Origin of the sequence: Nitratidesulfovibrio sp. HK-II (assembly GCF_003402415.2) — a bacterium.
Classification (GTDB): domain Bacteria; phylum Desulfobacterota; class Desulfovibrionia; order Desulfovibrionales; family Desulfovibrionaceae; genus Cupidesulfovibrio.
Genome location: NZ_AP036014.1, coordinates 2,787,633 through 2,804,811 on the forward strand (window position 1 = coordinate 2,787,633; position 17,179 = coordinate 2,804,811).

General features: G+C 68.7%; 16 protein-coding genes. 8 read left to right on the forward strand and 8 right to left on the reverse strand.

Annotated features, from left to right (window positions below):
• Positions 1-5 precede the first annotated feature (5 nt).
• Both RVX_RS11625 and RVX_RS11630 read right to left on the reverse strand, forming a co-directional pair.
• Positions 6-521, reverse strand: a complete 516-nt coding sequence (locus RVX_RS11625) for a hypothetical protein (protein WP_116305984.1) — start codon at positions 519-521, stop codon at positions 6-8.
• A 566-nt stretch (positions 522-1,087) separates the two neighbouring features.
• On the reverse strand, positions 1,088-2,329 hold the full coding sequence (locus tag RVX_RS11630) for a response regulator (RefSeq protein WP_172596565.1): 1,242 nt from the start codon (positions 2,327-2,329) through the stop codon (positions 1,088-1,090).
• A 164-nt stretch (positions 2,330-2,493) separates the two neighbouring features.
• On the opposite strand from RVX_RS11630, the gene RVX_RS11635 reads away from it, so the two are divergent.
• Positions 2,494-3,678 carry a magnesium transporter CorA family protein gene (locus RVX_RS11635; protein ID WP_116305987.1) on the forward strand — a complete coding sequence of 395 codons (1,185 nt, stop codon included), beginning with the start codon at positions 2,494-2,496 and terminating at the stop codon, positions 3,676-3,678.
• A gap of 97 nt (positions 3,679-3,775) precedes the next feature.
• Here RVX_RS11635 and RVX_RS11640 read toward each other — a convergent pair whose 3' ends face one another.
• The gene (locus RVX_RS11640) at positions 3,776-4,213 is read right to left on the reverse strand and encodes an Hsp20/alpha crystallin family protein (protein WP_116306572.1); all 438 of its coding nucleotides are present in this window, start codon (positions 4,211-4,213) and stop codon (positions 3,776-3,778) included.
• 8 nt (positions 4,214-4,221) lie between these two features.
• On the reverse strand, positions 4,222-4,650 hold the full coding sequence (locus RVX_RS11645; RefSeq protein ID WP_116305988.1) for an Hsp20/alpha crystallin family protein: 429 nt from the start codon (positions 4,648-4,650) through the stop codon (positions 4,222-4,224).
• Positions 4,651-4,986: 336 nt separating this feature from the next.
• Between RVX_RS11645 and RVX_RS11650 the strand changes: the two genes are divergently transcribed.
• The 5 genes from RVX_RS11650 (at position 4,987) to RVX_RS11670 (ending at position 11,064) form a co-directional block, all read left to right on the forward strand.
• Positions 4,987-5,970, forward strand: a complete 984-nt coding sequence (locus tag RVX_RS11650) for a hypothetical protein (RefSeq protein ID WP_116305989.1) — start codon at positions 4,987-4,989, stop codon at positions 5,968-5,970.
• Positions 5,971-6,358: 388 nt separating this feature from the next.
• On the forward strand, positions 6,359-7,630 hold the full coding sequence (locus RVX_RS11655; protein WP_116305990.1) for an efflux RND transporter periplasmic adaptor subunit: 1,272 nt from the start codon (positions 6,359-6,361) through the stop codon (positions 7,628-7,630).
• A 16-nt stretch (positions 7,631-7,646) separates the two neighbouring features.
• Positions 7,647-8,522: an ABC transporter ATP-binding protein gene (locus tag RVX_RS11660; RefSeq protein ID WP_116305991.1), complete on the forward strand. Its 876-nt coding sequence runs from the start codon at positions 7,647-7,649 to the stop codon at positions 8,520-8,522.
• The gene (locus RVX_RS11665; protein WP_116305992.1) at positions 8,519-9,844 is read left to right on the forward strand and encodes an ABC transporter permease; all 1,326 of its coding nucleotides are present in this window, start codon (positions 8,519-8,521) and stop codon (positions 9,842-9,844) included. Before RVX_RS11660 ends, RVX_RS11665 begins: the two co-directional genes overlap by 4 nt.
• Positions 9,844-11,064, forward strand: coding sequence for an ABC transporter permease (locus RVX_RS11670; RefSeq protein ID WP_116305993.1), 1,221 nt, complete (start codon positions 9,844-9,846; stop codon positions 11,062-11,064). Before RVX_RS11665 ends, RVX_RS11670 begins: the two co-directional genes overlap by 1 nt.
• A 237-nt stretch (positions 11,065-11,301) precedes the next feature.
• Here the strand turns inward: RVX_RS11670 and RVX_RS11675 are convergent, their stop codons facing one another.
• From RVX_RS11675 to RVX_RS11685, 3 genes are all read right to left on the reverse strand, one after another.
• A complete protein-coding gene (locus RVX_RS11675) occupies positions 11,302-11,925 on the reverse strand; it encodes an HD domain-containing protein (RefSeq protein WP_007527270.1) in 624 nt (207 codons plus the stop codon).
• A 222-nt stretch (positions 11,926-12,147) separates the two neighbouring features.
• Positions 12,148-12,789 (reverse strand): DUF2238 domain-containing protein, encoded by a 642-nt coding sequence (locus RVX_RS11680; RefSeq protein WP_116305994.1) that lies wholly within the window; start codon positions 12,787-12,789, stop codon positions 12,148-12,150.
• Between the two features lie 166 nt (positions 12,790-12,955).
• Positions 12,956-13,846 carry a flagellin gene (locus RVX_RS11685; RefSeq protein ID WP_116305995.1) on the reverse strand — a complete coding sequence of 297 codons (891 nt, stop codon included), beginning with the start codon at positions 13,844-13,846 and terminating at the stop codon, positions 12,956-12,958.
• 387 nt (positions 13,847-14,233) lie between these two features.
• Between RVX_RS11685 and panB the strand changes: the two genes are divergently transcribed.
• Entirely contained in the window at positions 14,234-15,145 is a 912-nt protein-coding gene (gene panB / locus RVX_RS11690; RefSeq protein ID WP_116305996.1) for a 3-methyl-2-oxobutanoate hydroxymethyltransferase, read from the forward strand.
• Between the two features lie 28 nt (positions 15,146-15,173).
• Here panB and RVX_RS11695 read toward each other — a convergent pair whose 3' ends face one another.
• Positions 15,174-15,902, reverse strand: a complete 729-nt coding sequence (locus RVX_RS11695; RefSeq protein WP_230404586.1) for a hypothetical protein — start codon at positions 15,900-15,902, stop codon at positions 15,174-15,176.
• Positions 15,903-16,252: 350 nt separating this feature from the next.
• On the opposite strand from RVX_RS11695, the gene panC reads away from it, so the two are divergent.
• Positions 16,253-17,104, forward strand: coding sequence for a pantoate--beta-alanine ligase (gene panC, locus RVX_RS11700; RefSeq protein WP_116305998.1), 852 nt, complete (start codon positions 16,253-16,255; stop codon positions 17,102-17,104).
• The last annotated feature ends 75 nt before the right edge of the window (positions 17,105-17,179 follow it).

The window sequence follows — 17,179 nt, forward strand, 5'->3', positions numbered from 1 at the left end:
CACGTCTAGCAGACGCAGCGCAACACCTTCAGCCCTTCCTGAAAAAGCACTTCCACCTTGTCGGGGCGCACCACGGCGCGCACAAGGCCGGGGCCGAACACCGGGTGGTCGATGATTTCGCCCTCTTCGTAGCCTTCGTTCATGCTGTACTTGCGGTTGGTTTCCGCCGGGTTGCGGGTCATGGCCACCTTCCAGGCCACCTCGGTGGCTTCCGCGTCGCGCGCGGCGCGCTGCTGGGCGCGGGTGGCCGCGGCCTTGCGGGCGGCCTCGGACCGCGAGGCGGAAACGTCCACGGCCTCGGCGCGGCTGGAACCCGCGCGCACCTTGCGCACCGAGGGCGCGGCGCCGCGCGGGGCGTCCTGTTTCTGGGGGCGGTATTTGTGCACCGAGCCGCAGGCCCGGCATTCGACCTTCACCACTTCACCGCCGACCATGGCCACGATGACGTGGCCGGTGATGTCGTTGCATCGGGTGCACTTGGCTTCGATGATCGTCCCGGCGGCAAGTCCTGTACTACGCATCAACACACCTTTCGCTTGTCGGTTCCGTCGCCGGGCCTGCGCCCGGCGCCACGGGCGGCGCATTCCCCCCCGGCGGACCATGCCGCCGGAAACGCGCGCGCGACCCGGAAAAAATGAATCCACCCCGCGCGGGACCATCCGCCCGGCCCCCGGCAAGGGGACCGCACGGCATCCGGCGGGGCGCATGCCCGCATCCGTGTACTTTTCCGCAACGCCGCTTCGGCGGCCTTGCCGGTCATTCCCGTCTGCCCGGCTTCCGCTCCCCCGTCCCGGCCTGCATTCCGTGACGCGGCTGCCGTCGCACAAGCGACGCCCGGCCCCCGGACGCGGGGTCCGGGTACGGCGGGGCCTGCCCGTGAACGCAACTGATGGGGAACATGGAAGCCCGGCGGCAAGGCCGTGGCGGAGCGCCCCGCGCCGCAAAAAAACCACAGGCTGGCACCTGTGGTCGGGCGGGGCTGTTGCGGAAGGGACTCCTTACCCCCCAGGGGCAGCGAAGGCAAGCCCAAAAGGCATCGCCAAGCCAGGAACAGGCCACAAGCACGAACGCGACAGGACCGCGAAAATTACTCCTCCGAAGCCTGCCCGGCCAGTGCGGTCACGCAGACGTCGCGCCACGCCGCCATGCGCCCGGCCAGCCCGCAGGCGGCCAACCAACCTTCGTCCGCAGGGCGCGGCGCACGGCCCGGCGAAAACACCACCAGTTCATGGTGCAGGGAGTTGGCGGCATGCACGGCGGCCACGCAGGCCGTGTCCACACTGCCGCAGGCGGGGGCGTGATGGCGGTACACCGCCTCCACCACGCGGTCGGGCAGGCCCCACAATGCCAGCAGGTACGCTCCCATCTCGGCATGCGACGCACCGAAAGCCCCGCGCTCGGCGTCGTGCACCGTCACTCCCCCACCCCGCACGCGCGCCAGGGCCGCGCCATATTCCACGGGCATCTGGGTAAGCAGCACCAGCTTGCCCACGTCGTGCAGCAGTCCGGCGATAAAGCAGTCGTCCTGCTCCGCTGCAGAAAGCTCCTCCGCCGCCGCGATGGCCCGGGCGAACAGTCCCACCTCCGTGCTGTGCCGCCACAACAGGTCGGTGGAACAGCCCAGTTCCGGCGGCGGGGCGAACTGGCGAAACAGTTCGGACAGCAGCAGCAGGCCGCGCACCGTCTCCAGCCCCAGCAGCACCACCGCCTGGCGCGGCGTGGCGATGTGCCTGCGCAGCCCGAAGAACGAGGAATTGACCAACTTGAGCACTGACGCGGTCATGCCCATGTCGCGCGAGACCAGATCGCCGATGCGTTGCAGCGAGGGTTCCGGCTTGTCCATCTCCTCGCGCAGGGCGGCGAAGACCTCGGGCAGCGAAGGCAACGACCCCACCCCCCCAAGCAGGTTGCGGATGCCTGGGTTGCACAGCACCTCGCGCAGGCGCAAGGCGCGGTTCACGGTGCGGGCGAGATCCTCGTGGCTGCACGGCTTGCTCAGGAACTGGTGGGCGGGCTTCACCGTGCGCATGATCATGGCGTAGTCGGAATACCCGGAAAGGATGATGCGCAGGGTGTCGGGAAAGCGGCGCTGCACCTCGGTCAGCAGCCTGTCGCCATCCATGCCGGGCATGCGCATGTCCGAAACCACCACGTCGTGCGGCTGGCGCGCCAGCATGTCCAGCGCCTCCACCCCTCCCTGCGCGAAGGACATGCTCCACGCCTCGCGCATGTGCCGCAGCGCCAGCCGCAGCCCGTGCAGCACGTTGGGCTCGTCGTCCACGAAGAGCACCCGCAGCTTGCCGCCGTGTTCCCGTCCGGTGCATTCCATGCCGCACTCCCCCTCGTCGCGCGCGCTCCGCAGGTCCCGCGTCCGGGCTGCCGCCAGAGCATGGAACATGATAGCACCCACCCCACATTCAGGCAACGCATACGCGCGGAACGAACGACAACATGCCCTTACGCATCGCGGCGAATGGTGGTACACACGCCCCCATGAGCGCATCCACCATGAATGCCCCCATCAAGCCCCCCAAGGACGCCTCGCAGGACGTCCCCGAGGGCGGCCTGCGCGTGCGCACCCTGCACCTGGCCCCGGACTGCACCATCGCCGCCGTGCCATCCGGCATTTCCGGCGAAACGGCTCGCGCCACGGCCGGGCCAGGCGAGGCTGAGCCCGCGAGGCCCACCGACACGGGGGCGGACGGAGCCGAGACGCCGAGGCCCGCCGTCACAGGGGCCAACGGAACCGAGCCCGCGAACTCCACCGACACGGGTGCGAACGGGGCCGAGGCGCCGAGGCCCGCCGTCGTCTGGCAGGACGTGGCCACCCACTCGCGCGACGACCTGGGCCGCTTCCTCGCCCCCTACGAACTGCCCGACGACGTGACCGAAGCCTGCCTTGCCCCGCGCCGCTACCCCGAGGTCAGCGTGTTTCCTGCGGGCATCATGGTGCATCTGCCCACCCGCCACGCCTGGGAGGCCCAGCACGGGCGCTACCTGACGGTGCTCTGCCTGCCCGGTCGCATGATCACCCTGCACGACGAGGAAATTCCCCTGCTTGACCGGCTGGTGCAGATGATCCGCTCCGGCAACGCCCCGCTCCAGGCCAGCGTGCAGGCCCTGCTCATCTTTTTGCTGGATGCCTGCATCGACGCCAACGTGCACTTCTACATGGAGGCGCGCTCGCGCGTGGAACAACTGGCCGAGATGCTGGACGACACGCCCGACGCCGTCACCCCCGACGACATCCTGCCGCTGAAGCGCGCCATCACCCGGCTGTCCATCCAGTTCGAGGACCAGTTCTACTGCCTGGCCACCCTGCAAACCCTGCAGGCCACCGCCCTGCCCCTGACCAGCCAGCGCGAGGGGCTGCGCGACATCATGGACAACCAGAACCACCTTGCCCGCAGCCAGGCCCGGCTGGAAATGCGCCTGCGCGACCTGTACCAGTTCTGCCTGTTGGTGCTGCAACGCCGCACCGACCACCGCATCCGGGTGCTCACGGTGCTCACGGCGGTATGCATGCCGCTCACGGTCATCGCGGGCATCTACGGCATGAACTTCCGCCACATGCCGGAACTGGACTGGGACTACGGCTACTACGCGGCGCTGGCGGCCATGCTGGCCGTGGCCGTGGGCATGATGTGGTTCTTCCAAAAACGCGGCTGGTTCCGCTAGGTACGGTGTTTCGACAGATTGTTCACCCGACGCATCGTCGCAATGAAAAGGCCCCCGGCATTGCCGGGGGCCTTTTCATTGCGACGGTGCGGATGCGCTACCCCTGGGTAATCTCGATGCGTCGTGGCTTGGCGGCCTCGGCCTTGGGCAGGAACAGGTTCAGCACCCCATCCTTGAGCACGGCTCGGATGCGCTCCCTGTCCACCATGTCCGACAGGGTGAAGGTGCGCACGAACTCCACGGCGTCGAACTCGGCGTGCATGCGCCGGTCTTTGCCTGCCGGGGCGTAGCTGCTGCGCCCGGTGACGGTGACCTCGTTCTCCTCAAGGTCGATGGTCAGCCCCTCGGGCGGCACGCCGGGCAGATCCATCAGGATGTGGAAGCCGTCGGCCTGCTCGATGATGTCCGTGGCCGGGGAAACCCGCTCGATGCGCGCGGTTTCTCCCTGACGCGCCGAGGGGGACCTCCCGGCGCCGGTGGTCTCGACGTTGGCGTTACGTTCGGCGATGTCTACCGTATCGGGCGTATCGGGCATGTCGGTCATCATTGCACACCTCCTGCCGACGCTTCGACGGCGATCTTGCGCGGCTTCACGGCTTCGGCCTTGGGCAGGGTGACCCGCAGGATGCCGTTTTCGCTGCGGGCGGAAACACGGTCTCGATCCACGGGCACGTTCAGGCTCAGGATGCGCTGGAACGAGCCGGAAAGGCGCTCCTGCCGGAAGTACCTGCCCTCGGTTGCCTTGCGTTCGCCCTTGATGATCAGATTGCGGTCGGTAAGGGTCAGCTCCACGTCTCCGGGAGCGATACCGGGGACGCTGACATCCACGGTGTAGCCGTCATCGTTCTCGTGCACATTCAACAGCGGGTATGCAGTGCGCCGCGAACTGAACGAGTGCAACCGCGACATTTCGTCGAACATCCTCTCGAAACTTCTCGGCATGTCATACAGTGTGCTGAAGTCTATCACCATGATGGCACCTCCTTGATCTGGTACGGTCATGATTTTCCACTGCCGCAGTGCGGTTTTTCCAAAATGTGTCGGAATGGAACCGCACCCTTTCCGAAAAATAGCTAAATCGGTCTGCGGCGGTGTCAACACCCCAGGTGCGCACTTCGTGCCGCGTCATCTTCCGGGCTGCCCGCGCCCGGGGAAGAACACTCGCGAGGTGCGGCCCGGTGTCGGCAGCCCGCACCAGGCCTTGAAAAACGGCTTCCGACCGGACGGTTGACCCGGCTTCGTGCATCCTCTACATGGTGGGGCGCGCCCCCGCATCCCGCGGGGGTGCGGCGACGCAAGGAGCACCCCATGCGCATTTCGGTGGATGTGGAAGCTAACCTGCCGGACTCCCTGCGCGGGCCCGAAGGCGGCACCGGAGCCCAGGCCGCGCGCGAGGAACTGGGCGTCATCGCCGGGGCGGCACGCGGCCTTTCCGACGTGGTGCGCATCGAGCGCATCGTGGTGCCCGCCGACTTCGACGCGACGCTGGCCGCTCTGGCCCCCAACCGCCATGCGAGCCGCGCGTCATCCCCGGCCGCCACGCGCAAGCCGTCTTCCGCCGTTTCCGCCCCTTCTGCGATGACGGCCGCCGTCCCCGCCGAACGGGGCTGGGTGCTGCTGTTCCACCCCGGCATCTACGGGCCGGAACACGACGCCCACATGCGCTACGCCCTGTACTGGCGCGAACTGACCCGGCTGGTGAACCGGGGGCGGCTGCCCGTGCCCCTGCGCGACGCGCCGGGTTCCACCCCGCAGGGGCGGTATGCCGTGCTGCTTACCGCCGTCTCCCGCCTGTTCGGCGAATACGACGCCGCCCGCAAGGCGTGGGACTTTCGCGAAGCGCTGCTGCGCAAGGTACTGCGGCAGGAACTTTCCGAACGCGCCCGCACCGCCCTGCTGCACGCCTTTGCCGCCGATCTCGGCCATGCGACCTCGGCAGACGCGCGCACCTGGCTGCGCATGCTTGCCGACGACCACGCCCGCAGCGGCGACACGCCCACCTACCTGCGCGCGGTGCGCCCCCTGGTGATGCGCCTTTCCCTCGCCCTCTCGCACGCCTGGGCCACCCTGGACCATTTCCCCGACATGGCCGCACCCGGCGCGGAACTGCTGCACCGGGCCGATCTGCCCGCCGCAGCGCGCGACCTGCACGCCTTCTTCCGCAACCGCCACGTGGCCGGTTCGCCCGACATGGCCCCCGGCGTGGAACTGCTGGCCGCGCTGTGGGAAGGCTTCGGCCTGCGCCTGGCCGACGGCCCGGACGGCCTCACCGCGCTCAAGCCCGGCGACTGAAACGCCAGGAATCCCGCCCCGCAAGGGATTCGTGACCGCCGGACGCGGTCCGGCGCAGCGACGGAACGGGGCGGTTCGCACGAGACTGCCCGCGCCAGATCGCACGAACGCGCCCCCTGCCCTCCATCCCCCGCCAGCGCCCGAACTCCCGTTCCGTGGCGCGCATGCCCTTCCCCTTCGCCGCGCTAATACTTATAGTCCCGGCATTGCCCGGCCGCCCCGCCCTCTTGAGGCGTCTGGCCCGATTGGCCCCGCGCCGCGCCCCAGGTCCTGGCCGACACGGACCGGAAAGCCCCGGCACGGAGTCGCCCGGACCACCGCCCCTTCCGCATTGCACGGATTGCACGAACTGCACGGACCGCCCAGACGTCACGGACACGGGAACCCCATGCGCAAGAAGATCATCATCGGCCTCGCCATCACCCTCGCCGTGGCCCTTGCGGCGGCCTTTTTCCTGTCACGGCGCGAAGACCGCACCGAAATCACCCAAACGGCCACCCTCGGCCGGGCCACCGTGCGCAAGGTGCTGGACGCCACCGGCATCATCAAGCCCGAGGTCGGCGCCATCGTGAAGACCGGCACCCGGTTCACCGGCATCATCCGCACCATGCACGTCAAGGTGGGCGACAAGGTGAAGGCCGGGCAGATCATCGCCGAAATCGACGACCGCGAGCAGCGCGCCCAGCAGGAACAGGCGCAGGCCACCCTGCGCAAGGCCGAGGCCGAACGCGCCAAGGTGGAATCCTCGTACCCGTTGCAGATTCGCGAGGCCGAAGCGCAGGTGGCCGCCGCGCAGGCCGACTACGACTACGCCGCCCTGAACCTGAAGCGCCGCCGCACCCTGGTGGACCAGGACCTGGACGCCCGCAACACCCTGGACGAGGCCACACAACAGGCGGGAACCACCGCCAACACCCTGGCCGCGCGCAAGGCCACCCTGGACCGCCTGCAACGCGAATCCTCCCTGGCCATCAGAAGCGCCCGCGAGGCGGTGAACGAGGCCACGTCCGCGCTGGAGGCCACCAACGTGCGCCTTTCCTACTCGGTGATCCGCGCCCCGCTGGACGGCGTGGTCAGCGAGGTCACGGCGCAGGGCGGCGAAACCGTTGTGGCGGGCTTTCAGGTGGCCAACCTGATCACCGTGCTGGACCCCACCCGGCTGGAAATGTGGATCTACGTGGACGAAACCGACGTGGGCCAGGTGACCCCCGGCATGGCCGTGGAGTTCCGCGTGGATTCGCTGCCGGGCCGCACCTTCAGCGGCACGGTGAACCAGATCTACCCGCAGCCGGAAATCCGCGAGAACATCGTGTACTACCGGGCGCTGGTGCGCCTTACCCCGCAGACCTCCACCGACCTGCGGCCGGAAATGACCACCCAGTGTCGCATCGTGGTGCAGCAGAAGGACAACGTGCTGGCCGTGCCCAACGAGGCGCTGAAATGGGTGAGCGGCGAGCAGGTGGTGTTCGTGCAGGACGGCGCAGGCATCCGCAAGGTGCGCCCGCGCATCGGCCTGGCCGGGGCCGAGGCCAGCGAGGTGCTGGAAGGACTGGCCGAAGGCGACATGGTGGGCACCCGGGTTGTGCTGCCGCCCTCGCGCAGTGGTTCGCGGCCCGAGCAACCGGCCGCCGGACCGCCTGCCGGACGCCCGGCGCGGTAGGCGGGACGGTGCGACCATGACCACCAACTCCCTCGCCACGCCCGGAACTTCCGGTGCATCCGGCACATCAGGCACATCCGGCGTATCAGGCGCATCCGGAACGCCCGGCACCCTCGTGGAGCTTTCCGGCATCACCCGCAGTTTCCGACAGGGCGACCTGACCGTGGACGTGCTGCGCGGCGTCAGCTTTTCCATCGCCCATGGCGAGTTCGTGGCCATCCAGGGCGCGTCCGGCTCCGGCAAGTCCACGCTGCTGCACATCCTGGGCCTGCTGGACAGCCCCACTGCGGGCCGCTACGTGCTGGACGGGCACGACGTCTCGCACCTGGACGACGACGCCCGGTCCGAGGCGCGCAACCAGCTGACCGGCTTCGTGTTTCAGAACTTCTACCTCATCCCCTACGCCACCGCGCTGGACAACGTGCTGCTGCCCGGCCTGTACAGCCACAAGAACCTGCGCGCCCAGCGCAAGCGGGCGGAGGAGTTGCTGCACCGCGTGGGCCTTGGCGACCGCATGGACTTCGTGCCCGCGCGCCTTTCAGGCGGCCAGCAGCAGCGCGTGGCCCTTGCCCGCGCCCTGCTGAACGACCCGGCCCTGATTCTGGCCGACGAACCCACCGGCCAGCTCGATTCCACCACCAGCGCCGACATCCTCGACCTGCTCGCGGACATCAACCGCACCGGCAAGACCGTGGTGGTGGTTACCCACGACGCGGAAACCGCCGCCCGCGCGCGGCGGCGCATCGTCATCCGCGACGGGGTCATCGAAAGCGACGGCCTGCACGGCGACGGGGCCGCGTCGGCCTCCGGCGCGGCATCCGCCAGCGCGTCTTCCGACGGACCATCCGCAGGGCCGTCTTCAGGCACGTCCGGCCCCGGAGCCCCCGCATGACCTCCCCGGCTGCCACGGCATCCGGCCCCGCTCCCGGCGGCTTCGCCAGACTGGGCGGACGGGGCGGACGGGGCGGACTTGCCCGCCTGTACGGGCTGCTGCGCGAAGCCTGGCGCGCCGCCGTGCTGGGCCTGTCCGCGCTGCTGGCCTACCGGCTGCGCAGCTTCTTCGTCATCGCCGCCGTGTCGCTGGGCATCGCCTCGCTGACGGTCATCGTGGCCGCCGTGGACGGCGCGTCCAAGAAGGCCGACGAGATCGCCGACATGTTCGGGCCGGACGCCGTGCTGGTGTTCGGCGGCAACATCGTCAACCGCGCCGTGGGCGCGCGCACCCTCACCCTGACCTGGGAAGACGCGGCACGCATCCGCCAGTCGCTGCCGGGCGCGTACATCGTGCTGCCCATGCGTTCCAAGGGCAACGTGCGCCTGAAGCACGAAGCCAACAACTACGACGTATCCCTGGTGGGCGGCACCACCGAAAACTATGCAAAGGCCTGGAACTGGCCGCTGGTGGAAGGCCGCGACCTGACTGCGGAAGACGTGCAGCGCGGCGCGCGCGTGGCCCTGATGGGCGACAGACCCGCCCGCGAGCTGTTCGGCGACGCGAACCCCGTGGGGCGCACCTTTCTCATGTCCGGCGTGCCATTCACCGTGGTGGGGCTGTTGCAGTACCGGGGCATGTCCGGCGGCGGCAGCAGCGTGGACGACCGCGTCATCATTCCCATCACCACGCTGACCCAGCGCTTCAACATGGACCGCCGCTACTTCCGCGCCCTGCGCGTGAAGTTCGAGGACACGGCGGGCATGGACGCCCACGTGGAGGACCTGCGCAGCCTGCTGCGCCACCTGCACCGCCTTGCCCCGGAAGACCCGGACGACTTCACCGTGCTCACCGCGCGCGAGGTGCTGAAATTCCTGGCCGTGATCAAGGGCGGCCTGGTGCTGTTCCTGGGGGTGACGGCGGCCGCCGCCATGGTGGTGGGGGGCTTCGTGCTGGCCAACCTGTTCCTGCTCTCGGTCACAGAGCGGCGGGTGGAAATCGGGCTCAAGAAGGCCCTTGGCGCGCCGGGGCGGGCCATCCTGTTGCAGTTCCTCATGGAATCGCTGGCCCTGACCCTGTGCGGGGCCGTGGGCGGCGTGGTGCTGGGCGCGCTGATGGGCCAGGCGCTGGAACGGCTGGGGCTCATCGAGATGGTGCTGTCGGCCAAGGTGTTTCTGCTGGCCCTGGCCGCCGCCACGGCGGTGGGGCTGGTGTTCGGGCTGCGCCCGGCGCGGCAGGCCGCCGCGCTGGACCCCATCCAGGCCCTGCGCGGGGGTGAGTGATGCAGCGCCTGCGCATCGCCCTGCGTTCGCTGACCGCGCACCGCATGCGCACGGCGCTGGCCATGCTGGGGGTCTTTCTGGGCGCGCTGGCGCTCACGGCCGTGCTGCACATCTCGAAAGCCATGGTCAAGAAGGCCGACATCGAGACGCAGCGCCTTGGCCCCAACCTGTTGCAGGCCCTTTCCGGGCAGGCCAGCTTCCGGCGCGAAGGCTCCACCCGCGTCACCGGCATGACCACCACCTTCAGCCTGGAGGACGCGCGCGAAATCCTGGACAGCGTGCCCCAGGTGCGCCTGGGCGTGCCCTACGCCAGCGGGTCCATGCCGGTGCGCTACGGCCGGGTGAAGACGGGCAGCCAACTCATGGCCTCTCCCCCTGCCTACGCGCAGGTGCGGCTGCTCGAAACCGAGCACGGCCGCTTCTACAACGAGGAAGAGGAAGCCACCCAGGCCAAGGTCTGCGTGCTGGGCTACGCCATCGCCCAACGCCTGTTCGGCGACCCGGCCGAGGCCGTGGGCAAGCAGGTGTTCTTCTTTCGGGCCAACGTGCTGGTGGTGGGCGTGCTGCCCGAAAAAGGCCAGGACGTGACCGGGACGAACCTGGACGAGATGGTGTTCACCCCGCTGTCCACGTACATGCGCCGCTTTTCCAACCAGGACTGGATCAGCGGCGTGTTCATGAACCTGCACGGCCAGGAGGACGAGGACGCGGCCAAGGCCGCCGTCACCGACATCCTGCGCCGCCGCCACCACATGGGGCCCGCCCGCAAGGACGACTTTTCGGTGATCTCGGCGCGCGATTCGGCCAAGCTGCGCAATCAGGCGCTGGACCTGGTGTGGACGCTGGGGGTGTTGTCGTCGTCCATCTCGTTCGCGGTGGGGGCGCTGGGCATTCTGTCCATCATGATCCTGCTGGTGCGCGCCCGCAGGCTGGAGATCGGCATTCGCCGGGCCGTGGGGGCCAGCCGCACCGTGATCATCCGCCAGTTTCTGGCCGAGGCCGGGGTAATGGCCGGTGTGGGCGGCGCGGCCGGGGTGCTGGCCGCCGTGGGCATCGTTACCGTGGTGTACGCCGTGGGCGACTTTCCGTACCTGTACGACCCGCTGCTGATTGTCGGGGCCTGCGTGGCGTCCGTGCTGCTGGGGCTGATGGCCGGGGCGTACCCGGCGTGGCAGGCATCGCGGGTGGAGGTGCTGGAGGTGCTCAGGAATCCTGAGTGAGGATAAAAGGAGGGCGGGTGCCTTGTTGCAACCGGTTTCTACGAAGTCCGTTGTGCCTTTTTGACCACGCTCGATTTCGTTATGTCTCCGACGGGCAAGGGGCCGCTGAGCGGCGGCCCCTTGCCCGTCGGAGGCATAACGAAATCGGGCATTATCAACAGGGCAGAACTGTCTTCATAGAAGCCGTGCGCAACAAGGCACTACCCCATCCCCAACCCGCGCAGCTCCCTCCTCCCCCTACTCCTTGCCGTTCTTCCTCTCCCACCACGCCCGGTCCGGGCCCAGAAACCACCAGTCCGTGTGGTCGGTCTCGGCAATGGTCTGGGCAAGCTCGCGGCCTTCCTCGGTGCGCAGCCTCTCCAGCGCGCTCTCCATCCACTTGCCCGCGTACTTGTTGCCCAGGTCCAGTTCGCGCTTCAGGTTCAGGATCAGGTCCAGCTGGTCCGCGTCGTGGGCCAGTTGCGCTTCGGGCGTTTGCGAGGCTTCCAGGTCGTCCCAGAATTCCAGCATGTCCACTTCAAGGCCGGTGCCCTCGGCGGCGTGCACCACGGCATCGCGCGGCTTCGAGGTGTTGTAGATGCGATTCACGTAGTTGAAGTCGCCGATGCGCGCCTCGTGAAAGTCGTGGAACAGGCACAGCATGGCGGTACGGGAGGGGTCGGCCCCGGCCATGCGGGCCAGCACGTAGCCGATGATGGCGGTGCGAAAGGAGTGTTCGGCCACGTTCTCGTTGCCGGTGCCGAGGAACTGGTAGCCGGTGCGCGGCGTGAGGCGCAGCATGCCCGCCTCGTTCAAAAAATCGACAATGCGCTTCAGGCGGCCGCGCCCCTGAAGGTTCAACTGCGGATTGCAGGCGGTCATGACGAAGCTCCGGAAAAAATGACGTCGGCCGCCAGCGCCCGGCGACAGAATCACCGGATGCGCCGCGCGGCGCGCCCGTCCGGCATACGGCATTTCCCTGGCGCTGTCCAAACGGCCCGTCGCTCCGGGCCGGTGCCCCGCGGCCCGACACGTCTGGCCGCATCCTGACACATCTGGCCGCATCCCGCCGCAGCGGCCTGCAACCGACGCCGCCAGCCCGCCCTACGCAGTGCCCGTGCTGCCCCAGCGCCTGCCGCACAGCCGGAACAGCGCCAGCGCAAAGACCGCCCCCAGGGTATCGGCCAGCATGTCCTTCTGGGCGTCCCACACGTCGCCCTGACTGCCCAGAAAGGCGTGCCCGGCATCGCCGCCCTCGGCCTCCGCCACCAGCCATTCCAGGATCTCCCACCCGCAGGCCACCGCCATGATGGCGAACAGCCCGAACAGCAGCGAAACCACCGGCCCGGCCAGGCGGCGGCGCGTGAGCAGTTCCGCGAAGGCATAGGCGTAGAAGCCCACGCTGAAATGCCCCACCCTGTCGAAGTGGTTGCGCGAAAAACCGAAGGCGTCGGTAATGAAGCCAAAGGGCACCCGCGAGAAGGTGTAGTGCCCGCCCACGGTATGCCAGAACAGCCACACCGCCATGAGCAGGTAGGCCGCGTCGCTGAACCGGAAACGCCGCGCCGTGCCCGCCAGCAGCAGGAAGATGGCGACCACGGGCGTGCATTCCATGAACCACACCGTGCGGTCGTACGGGGCGATGCCCAGCAGGACGAAGACCGCCACGAACACGGCGGCCAGCACTTCCGGCAGGCGCGATGGGGCAACGGGCGTCACGGCGGAATGCGCGGCGGGCGTGGTCATGCGGGGCTCCTCTGCACTGCGGTTTATGACGGGATGCGCGCACGATGCCGCAAGCCGGACCCCGCTGTAAACAACCGCCTGGCGATGGGCGCAAAAAAACCGGGCCGCTTGCGCGGCCCGGTCGAGCGTGTCTCCGAGAGACCCCTCCACCTTGCGGTGTATTGCCTTAGCCGCCCAGCAACTGCATGGCCATACGCGGCAGGGAGTTGGCCTGCGAGAGCATGGCGACGGCGGCCTGGGTGAGGATCTGCTGACGGGTGAATTCCGTCATTTCGCTCGAAACGTCCACGTCCGAAATCCGCGATTCGGCGGACTGCAGGTTTTCCGCCTGGATCTGCAGGTTGCTGATGGTGTTTTCCAGACGGTTCTGGAGCGCACCAAGATTCGCGCGAATCTTGTCCTTCGAGATGATGGCGTTCTGGATGCCCTCAAGGGCTGCCTGCGCGGCGGACTGCGTGGAGATCGACTTGCCGGCGCCGTCGGCGGCGGAAGCGCCCACACCCAGGGCAGACGCCGTGGCGGTGCCGATACGGATGTAGTAGTAGTCTTCCGAGCAGTCGTTGGCGGTACCGAAGTGGACCTTCAGCTTGCCGGTGGACGTCAGGCCGGAGCCGTCGTGCGTCGCGCCGGACAGGTTGCCGTTGAGCAGGTGGATGCCGTTGAAGTCCGTCGAGTTGGCGATTCGGGTGATTTCCGAGGCCATGGCCTGGTATTCCGAATCGATGATGAGACGCTGGTCCGAGGTGTAGGTACCGGTGGCCGCCTGTTCGGCCAGTTCCTTCATGCGGATCAGCTTTTCATCGATGACGCCGAGCGCGCCGTCGGCGGTCTGGATCAGCGAAATGGCGTCGTTGGCGTTACGCACGCCCTGGTTCAGGGCGGCGATGTCCGAACGCATCAGTTCGCGAATGGCCAGGCCGGCTGCGTCGTCGGCGGCGGCGCCGACACGAAGGCCCGAAGACAACCGGCGTACGGACGTGGACAGGCTGCCGTACGACTGGCTGAGGTTACGGGCGGCATTCATTGCCATCAAGTTGTGATTAATTACGAGAGACATAATATTCCTCCATGAATATTGCGCCGTTCCGGGCGGGGCACCACGCCGATCGCGTCCATGCGATCATCCGCCGTTCATGACCCTCTTTTCGGCCTGCCCATGTGAAACTATAGGGGGTGCGCTTCACTTTTCTTTACGTTCGTCCGGCCAAACCGGACTGGCCCGGATTTCCGCGCCCCGCGCGCCCGCGCCCGGCCCGTGAGCCCGCCTGTCCTGTCGGGGGCATGCCTGTTCCGCCGCGCTCCCCCCGCATGTTTGCCATGCCCCCACGGCGGATGTAGACTGTCCCTCCGGCGCAACCCGCGCCGGGCCTTCACCGGGCGTCCCGCGCCGCCCCCTTCTCCCTCCCGCGCGCCTGCCCGCATCGCACACCGCAAGGAGCTTTTCATGAGCGTCCATCCGTCACCGGAACGCCCCGCCAGCACGCCAGACACCGCCCGCCCCCGCCGCCCGGTGACCACGCACGACGTGCGCGCCGCCAAGGGCGGGCGGCGCATCGCCATGCTTACCGCCTACGACGCCCCCACCGCCGCCCTGGTGGACGCCTGCGACATCGACATCATCCTGGTGGGCGATTCGCTGGGCATGGTCATGCTGGGCCGTGGCGACACCCTGTCCGTCACCGTGGACGAAATGGCGCACCATTGCCGCGCGGTGACCGGCAGCGTCACCCGTGCGCTGGTGGTGGCGGACATGCCCTTCCTGTCCTACGAAACAGGCCCGGCCGACGCCCTGCGCAATGCCGGACGGCTGTTCCGCGAGGGGGGCGTGCGCGCCGTGAAGCTGGAAGGCGCGGGGCCGTACCTGCCGCAAATCCGCGCCCTGGTGGACGCGGGCATTCCGGTGATGGGCCACATCGGCCTTACCCCGCAGCGGGTCGCCGAGCTTGGCGGGTTCAAGGTGCAGGGCAAGACCGCCGATGCGGCCCGCCGCCTGCTGGACGACGCCCTGGCCCTGGAGCGGGCGGGCTGTTTCTCGGTGGTGCTGGAATGCGTGCCCGCGCCCGTGGCCGCGCGCGTCACCGCCGCGCTGTCCATCCCCACCATAGGCATTGGCGCGGGGCCGGACTGCGACGGGCAGGTGCTGGTGCTGCACGACATGCTGGGCCTGCAAGACCGCATCGCGCCCCGCTTCGTGAAGCGCTACGCCAATCTCGCCGGGCAGGTGACGGCAGCCGTGACCGCCTACAAGCAGGAAGTGGAGAGCGGCGCGTTTCCCGGCCCGGAGCACGTTTTTGCCATGCCCGAGGACGAACTGCGACGGATGGACGCGGACGGGGAAGACGACACAAGGGAATGATCGGCGGACGGGCCGCCGGAAGGCGGAGCTAACCGTTAACCTCGATCAGGTGCAGGCAGCGCGGCTCCACCAGCAGCAGTCGGTCGTCGGAAAGGTGCTCCGGCGCGGTGACGAAGCCGCCCCGCTCGATGGAGTGGACGGCGTTGGGTTCGCGGCTGGAGTCATGCAGGAACAGCGTATCGCCCAGCAGAAGTCCGGCCGCCGTCCAGTGCGAGATCACCGGATCGCCCCGAAAGGGCAGATAACGGTGAAAGCGCAGCACGGCCGTCCGCCCCGCACCGCCGGACAGCCACCCGGCCAGCGCCTCCCACACCGCGCGGGCCGTGGGCTGCGGGGTGGCGTCCGGGGCGGGGTTGCCGCGCCCGGAACGGCGCTGCCCGTCCGAACTGTCGGGCCCCATCCTGCCCGTCACGCGCAGGGCCGGGGCGTCGGCAAAGGGGCGCGTCATGCGCAGGTCGGCCACGTCCCGGCTGGCGCGGTCCAGCACCGCCCGCACCAACGCGACGTGGTCGGTGGCGTTGTACAGCACGGCGCGCAACCCGTCCGCGTCGCGGGCAAGGTCCAGCAGCGCCTCGTTGAACAGCCGACGCGCCTGCCCGATGCCCAGCGGGTGGACGGAGCGCAGGGCATTGACCACGGCGTACACGGCGCAGAGCACGTCAAGCTGCCCCTGATGGAACGGTGCTTGCGCGGCGGCGGGACGGTCCCCGGCCCTGGGCGGCGTTTCGGGCATGTCGTCGGCATTCGGCGCAACCATGCGGCCCCCGGCATACGGCATTGATGTACGTTATGATTATGATGGTACGGTCGGGCATGGGCCCGACCCTGCTCTTGCCCGCAGCCACCGGCCCCGTCAAGCGGACGGATGCGGACCAACCGGCCGGCCAACTGGCCGGACAGACCGGGCAGCGCCAGCCCCCCCAAGGCAGACGTCGCACGGTACGGGTCTTGCTGTTCCCCGCCACCCAGACAAACCTGCCGGGGCCAACGGGGCACCGGCAGCCACGCGGCCTGCCCCAACTTGGCCGTATCGGCCGCCGTTTCCGCTGGACATCATGACGGGCTCCGTGTATACCCGCCTACACAACAATATTCGGATAACTTGATATGCAGATACTCACCGATCCCCGCACGTTGCAACAGACCTGCCTGCGCTGGCGGGCCGACGGCCAGCACACCGTGCTGGTGCCCACCATGGGCTACTACCATTCGGGCCACGAAAGCCTGATGTCGCACGCCCGTTCCGTGGGCGACAAGGTGGTGGTCAGCCTGTTCGTGAACCCCACGCAGTTCGGCCCCGGCGAAGACCTGGCCGCCTACCCCCGCGACCTCGAACGCGATGCCGCCATCGCCGAGGCCAACGGCGCGGACGTGCTGTTCACCCCGCAGCCCGCGGACATGTTTCCGGCGGGCCACGCCACGTGGGTCGAAGTGCCCTCGCTGGCGGGCACGCTGTGCGGCGTCACCCGCCCCACCCACTTCCGGGGGGTGTGCACGGTGGTCATGAAGCTGTTCCAGCTGGCCATGCCCCGCACCGCCGTGTTCGGCCAGAAGGACTGGCAGCAACTGGCCATCATCCGCCGCATGGCGCGCGACCTGAACGTGCCCGTCGAGGTGGTGGGCCGCCCCATCGTGCGCGAGGCCGACGGCCTGGCCATGAGTTCGCGCAACATCTATCTTTCTGCCGAGCAGCGCGCCCAGGCCCCCAACATCCACCACGGCCTGGCCCTTGGCCGGGCGCTGGTGCAGGGGGGCGAGCGCGACGCCGCCGCCGTGGCAGAAGGCATGCGCCGCTACTGGCGCGAAAACCTGCCCCTGGCGCAGGAGGACTACGTGTCCATCGTGCACCCGGAAACGCTGGAGCCGCTTACGCGCATCGCCGACGCGGCCCTGTGCGCCGTGGCCTTCCGCCTCGGCAAGGCCCGGCTTATCGACAATATGCTGCTGGCTGGCGAATAGCCCGCCCGCGCCCGACAAAAGCAACCGACGCACAGAACCGCGCCCGCGCCCGCAGCGCCCGGCATCCATCGCCGG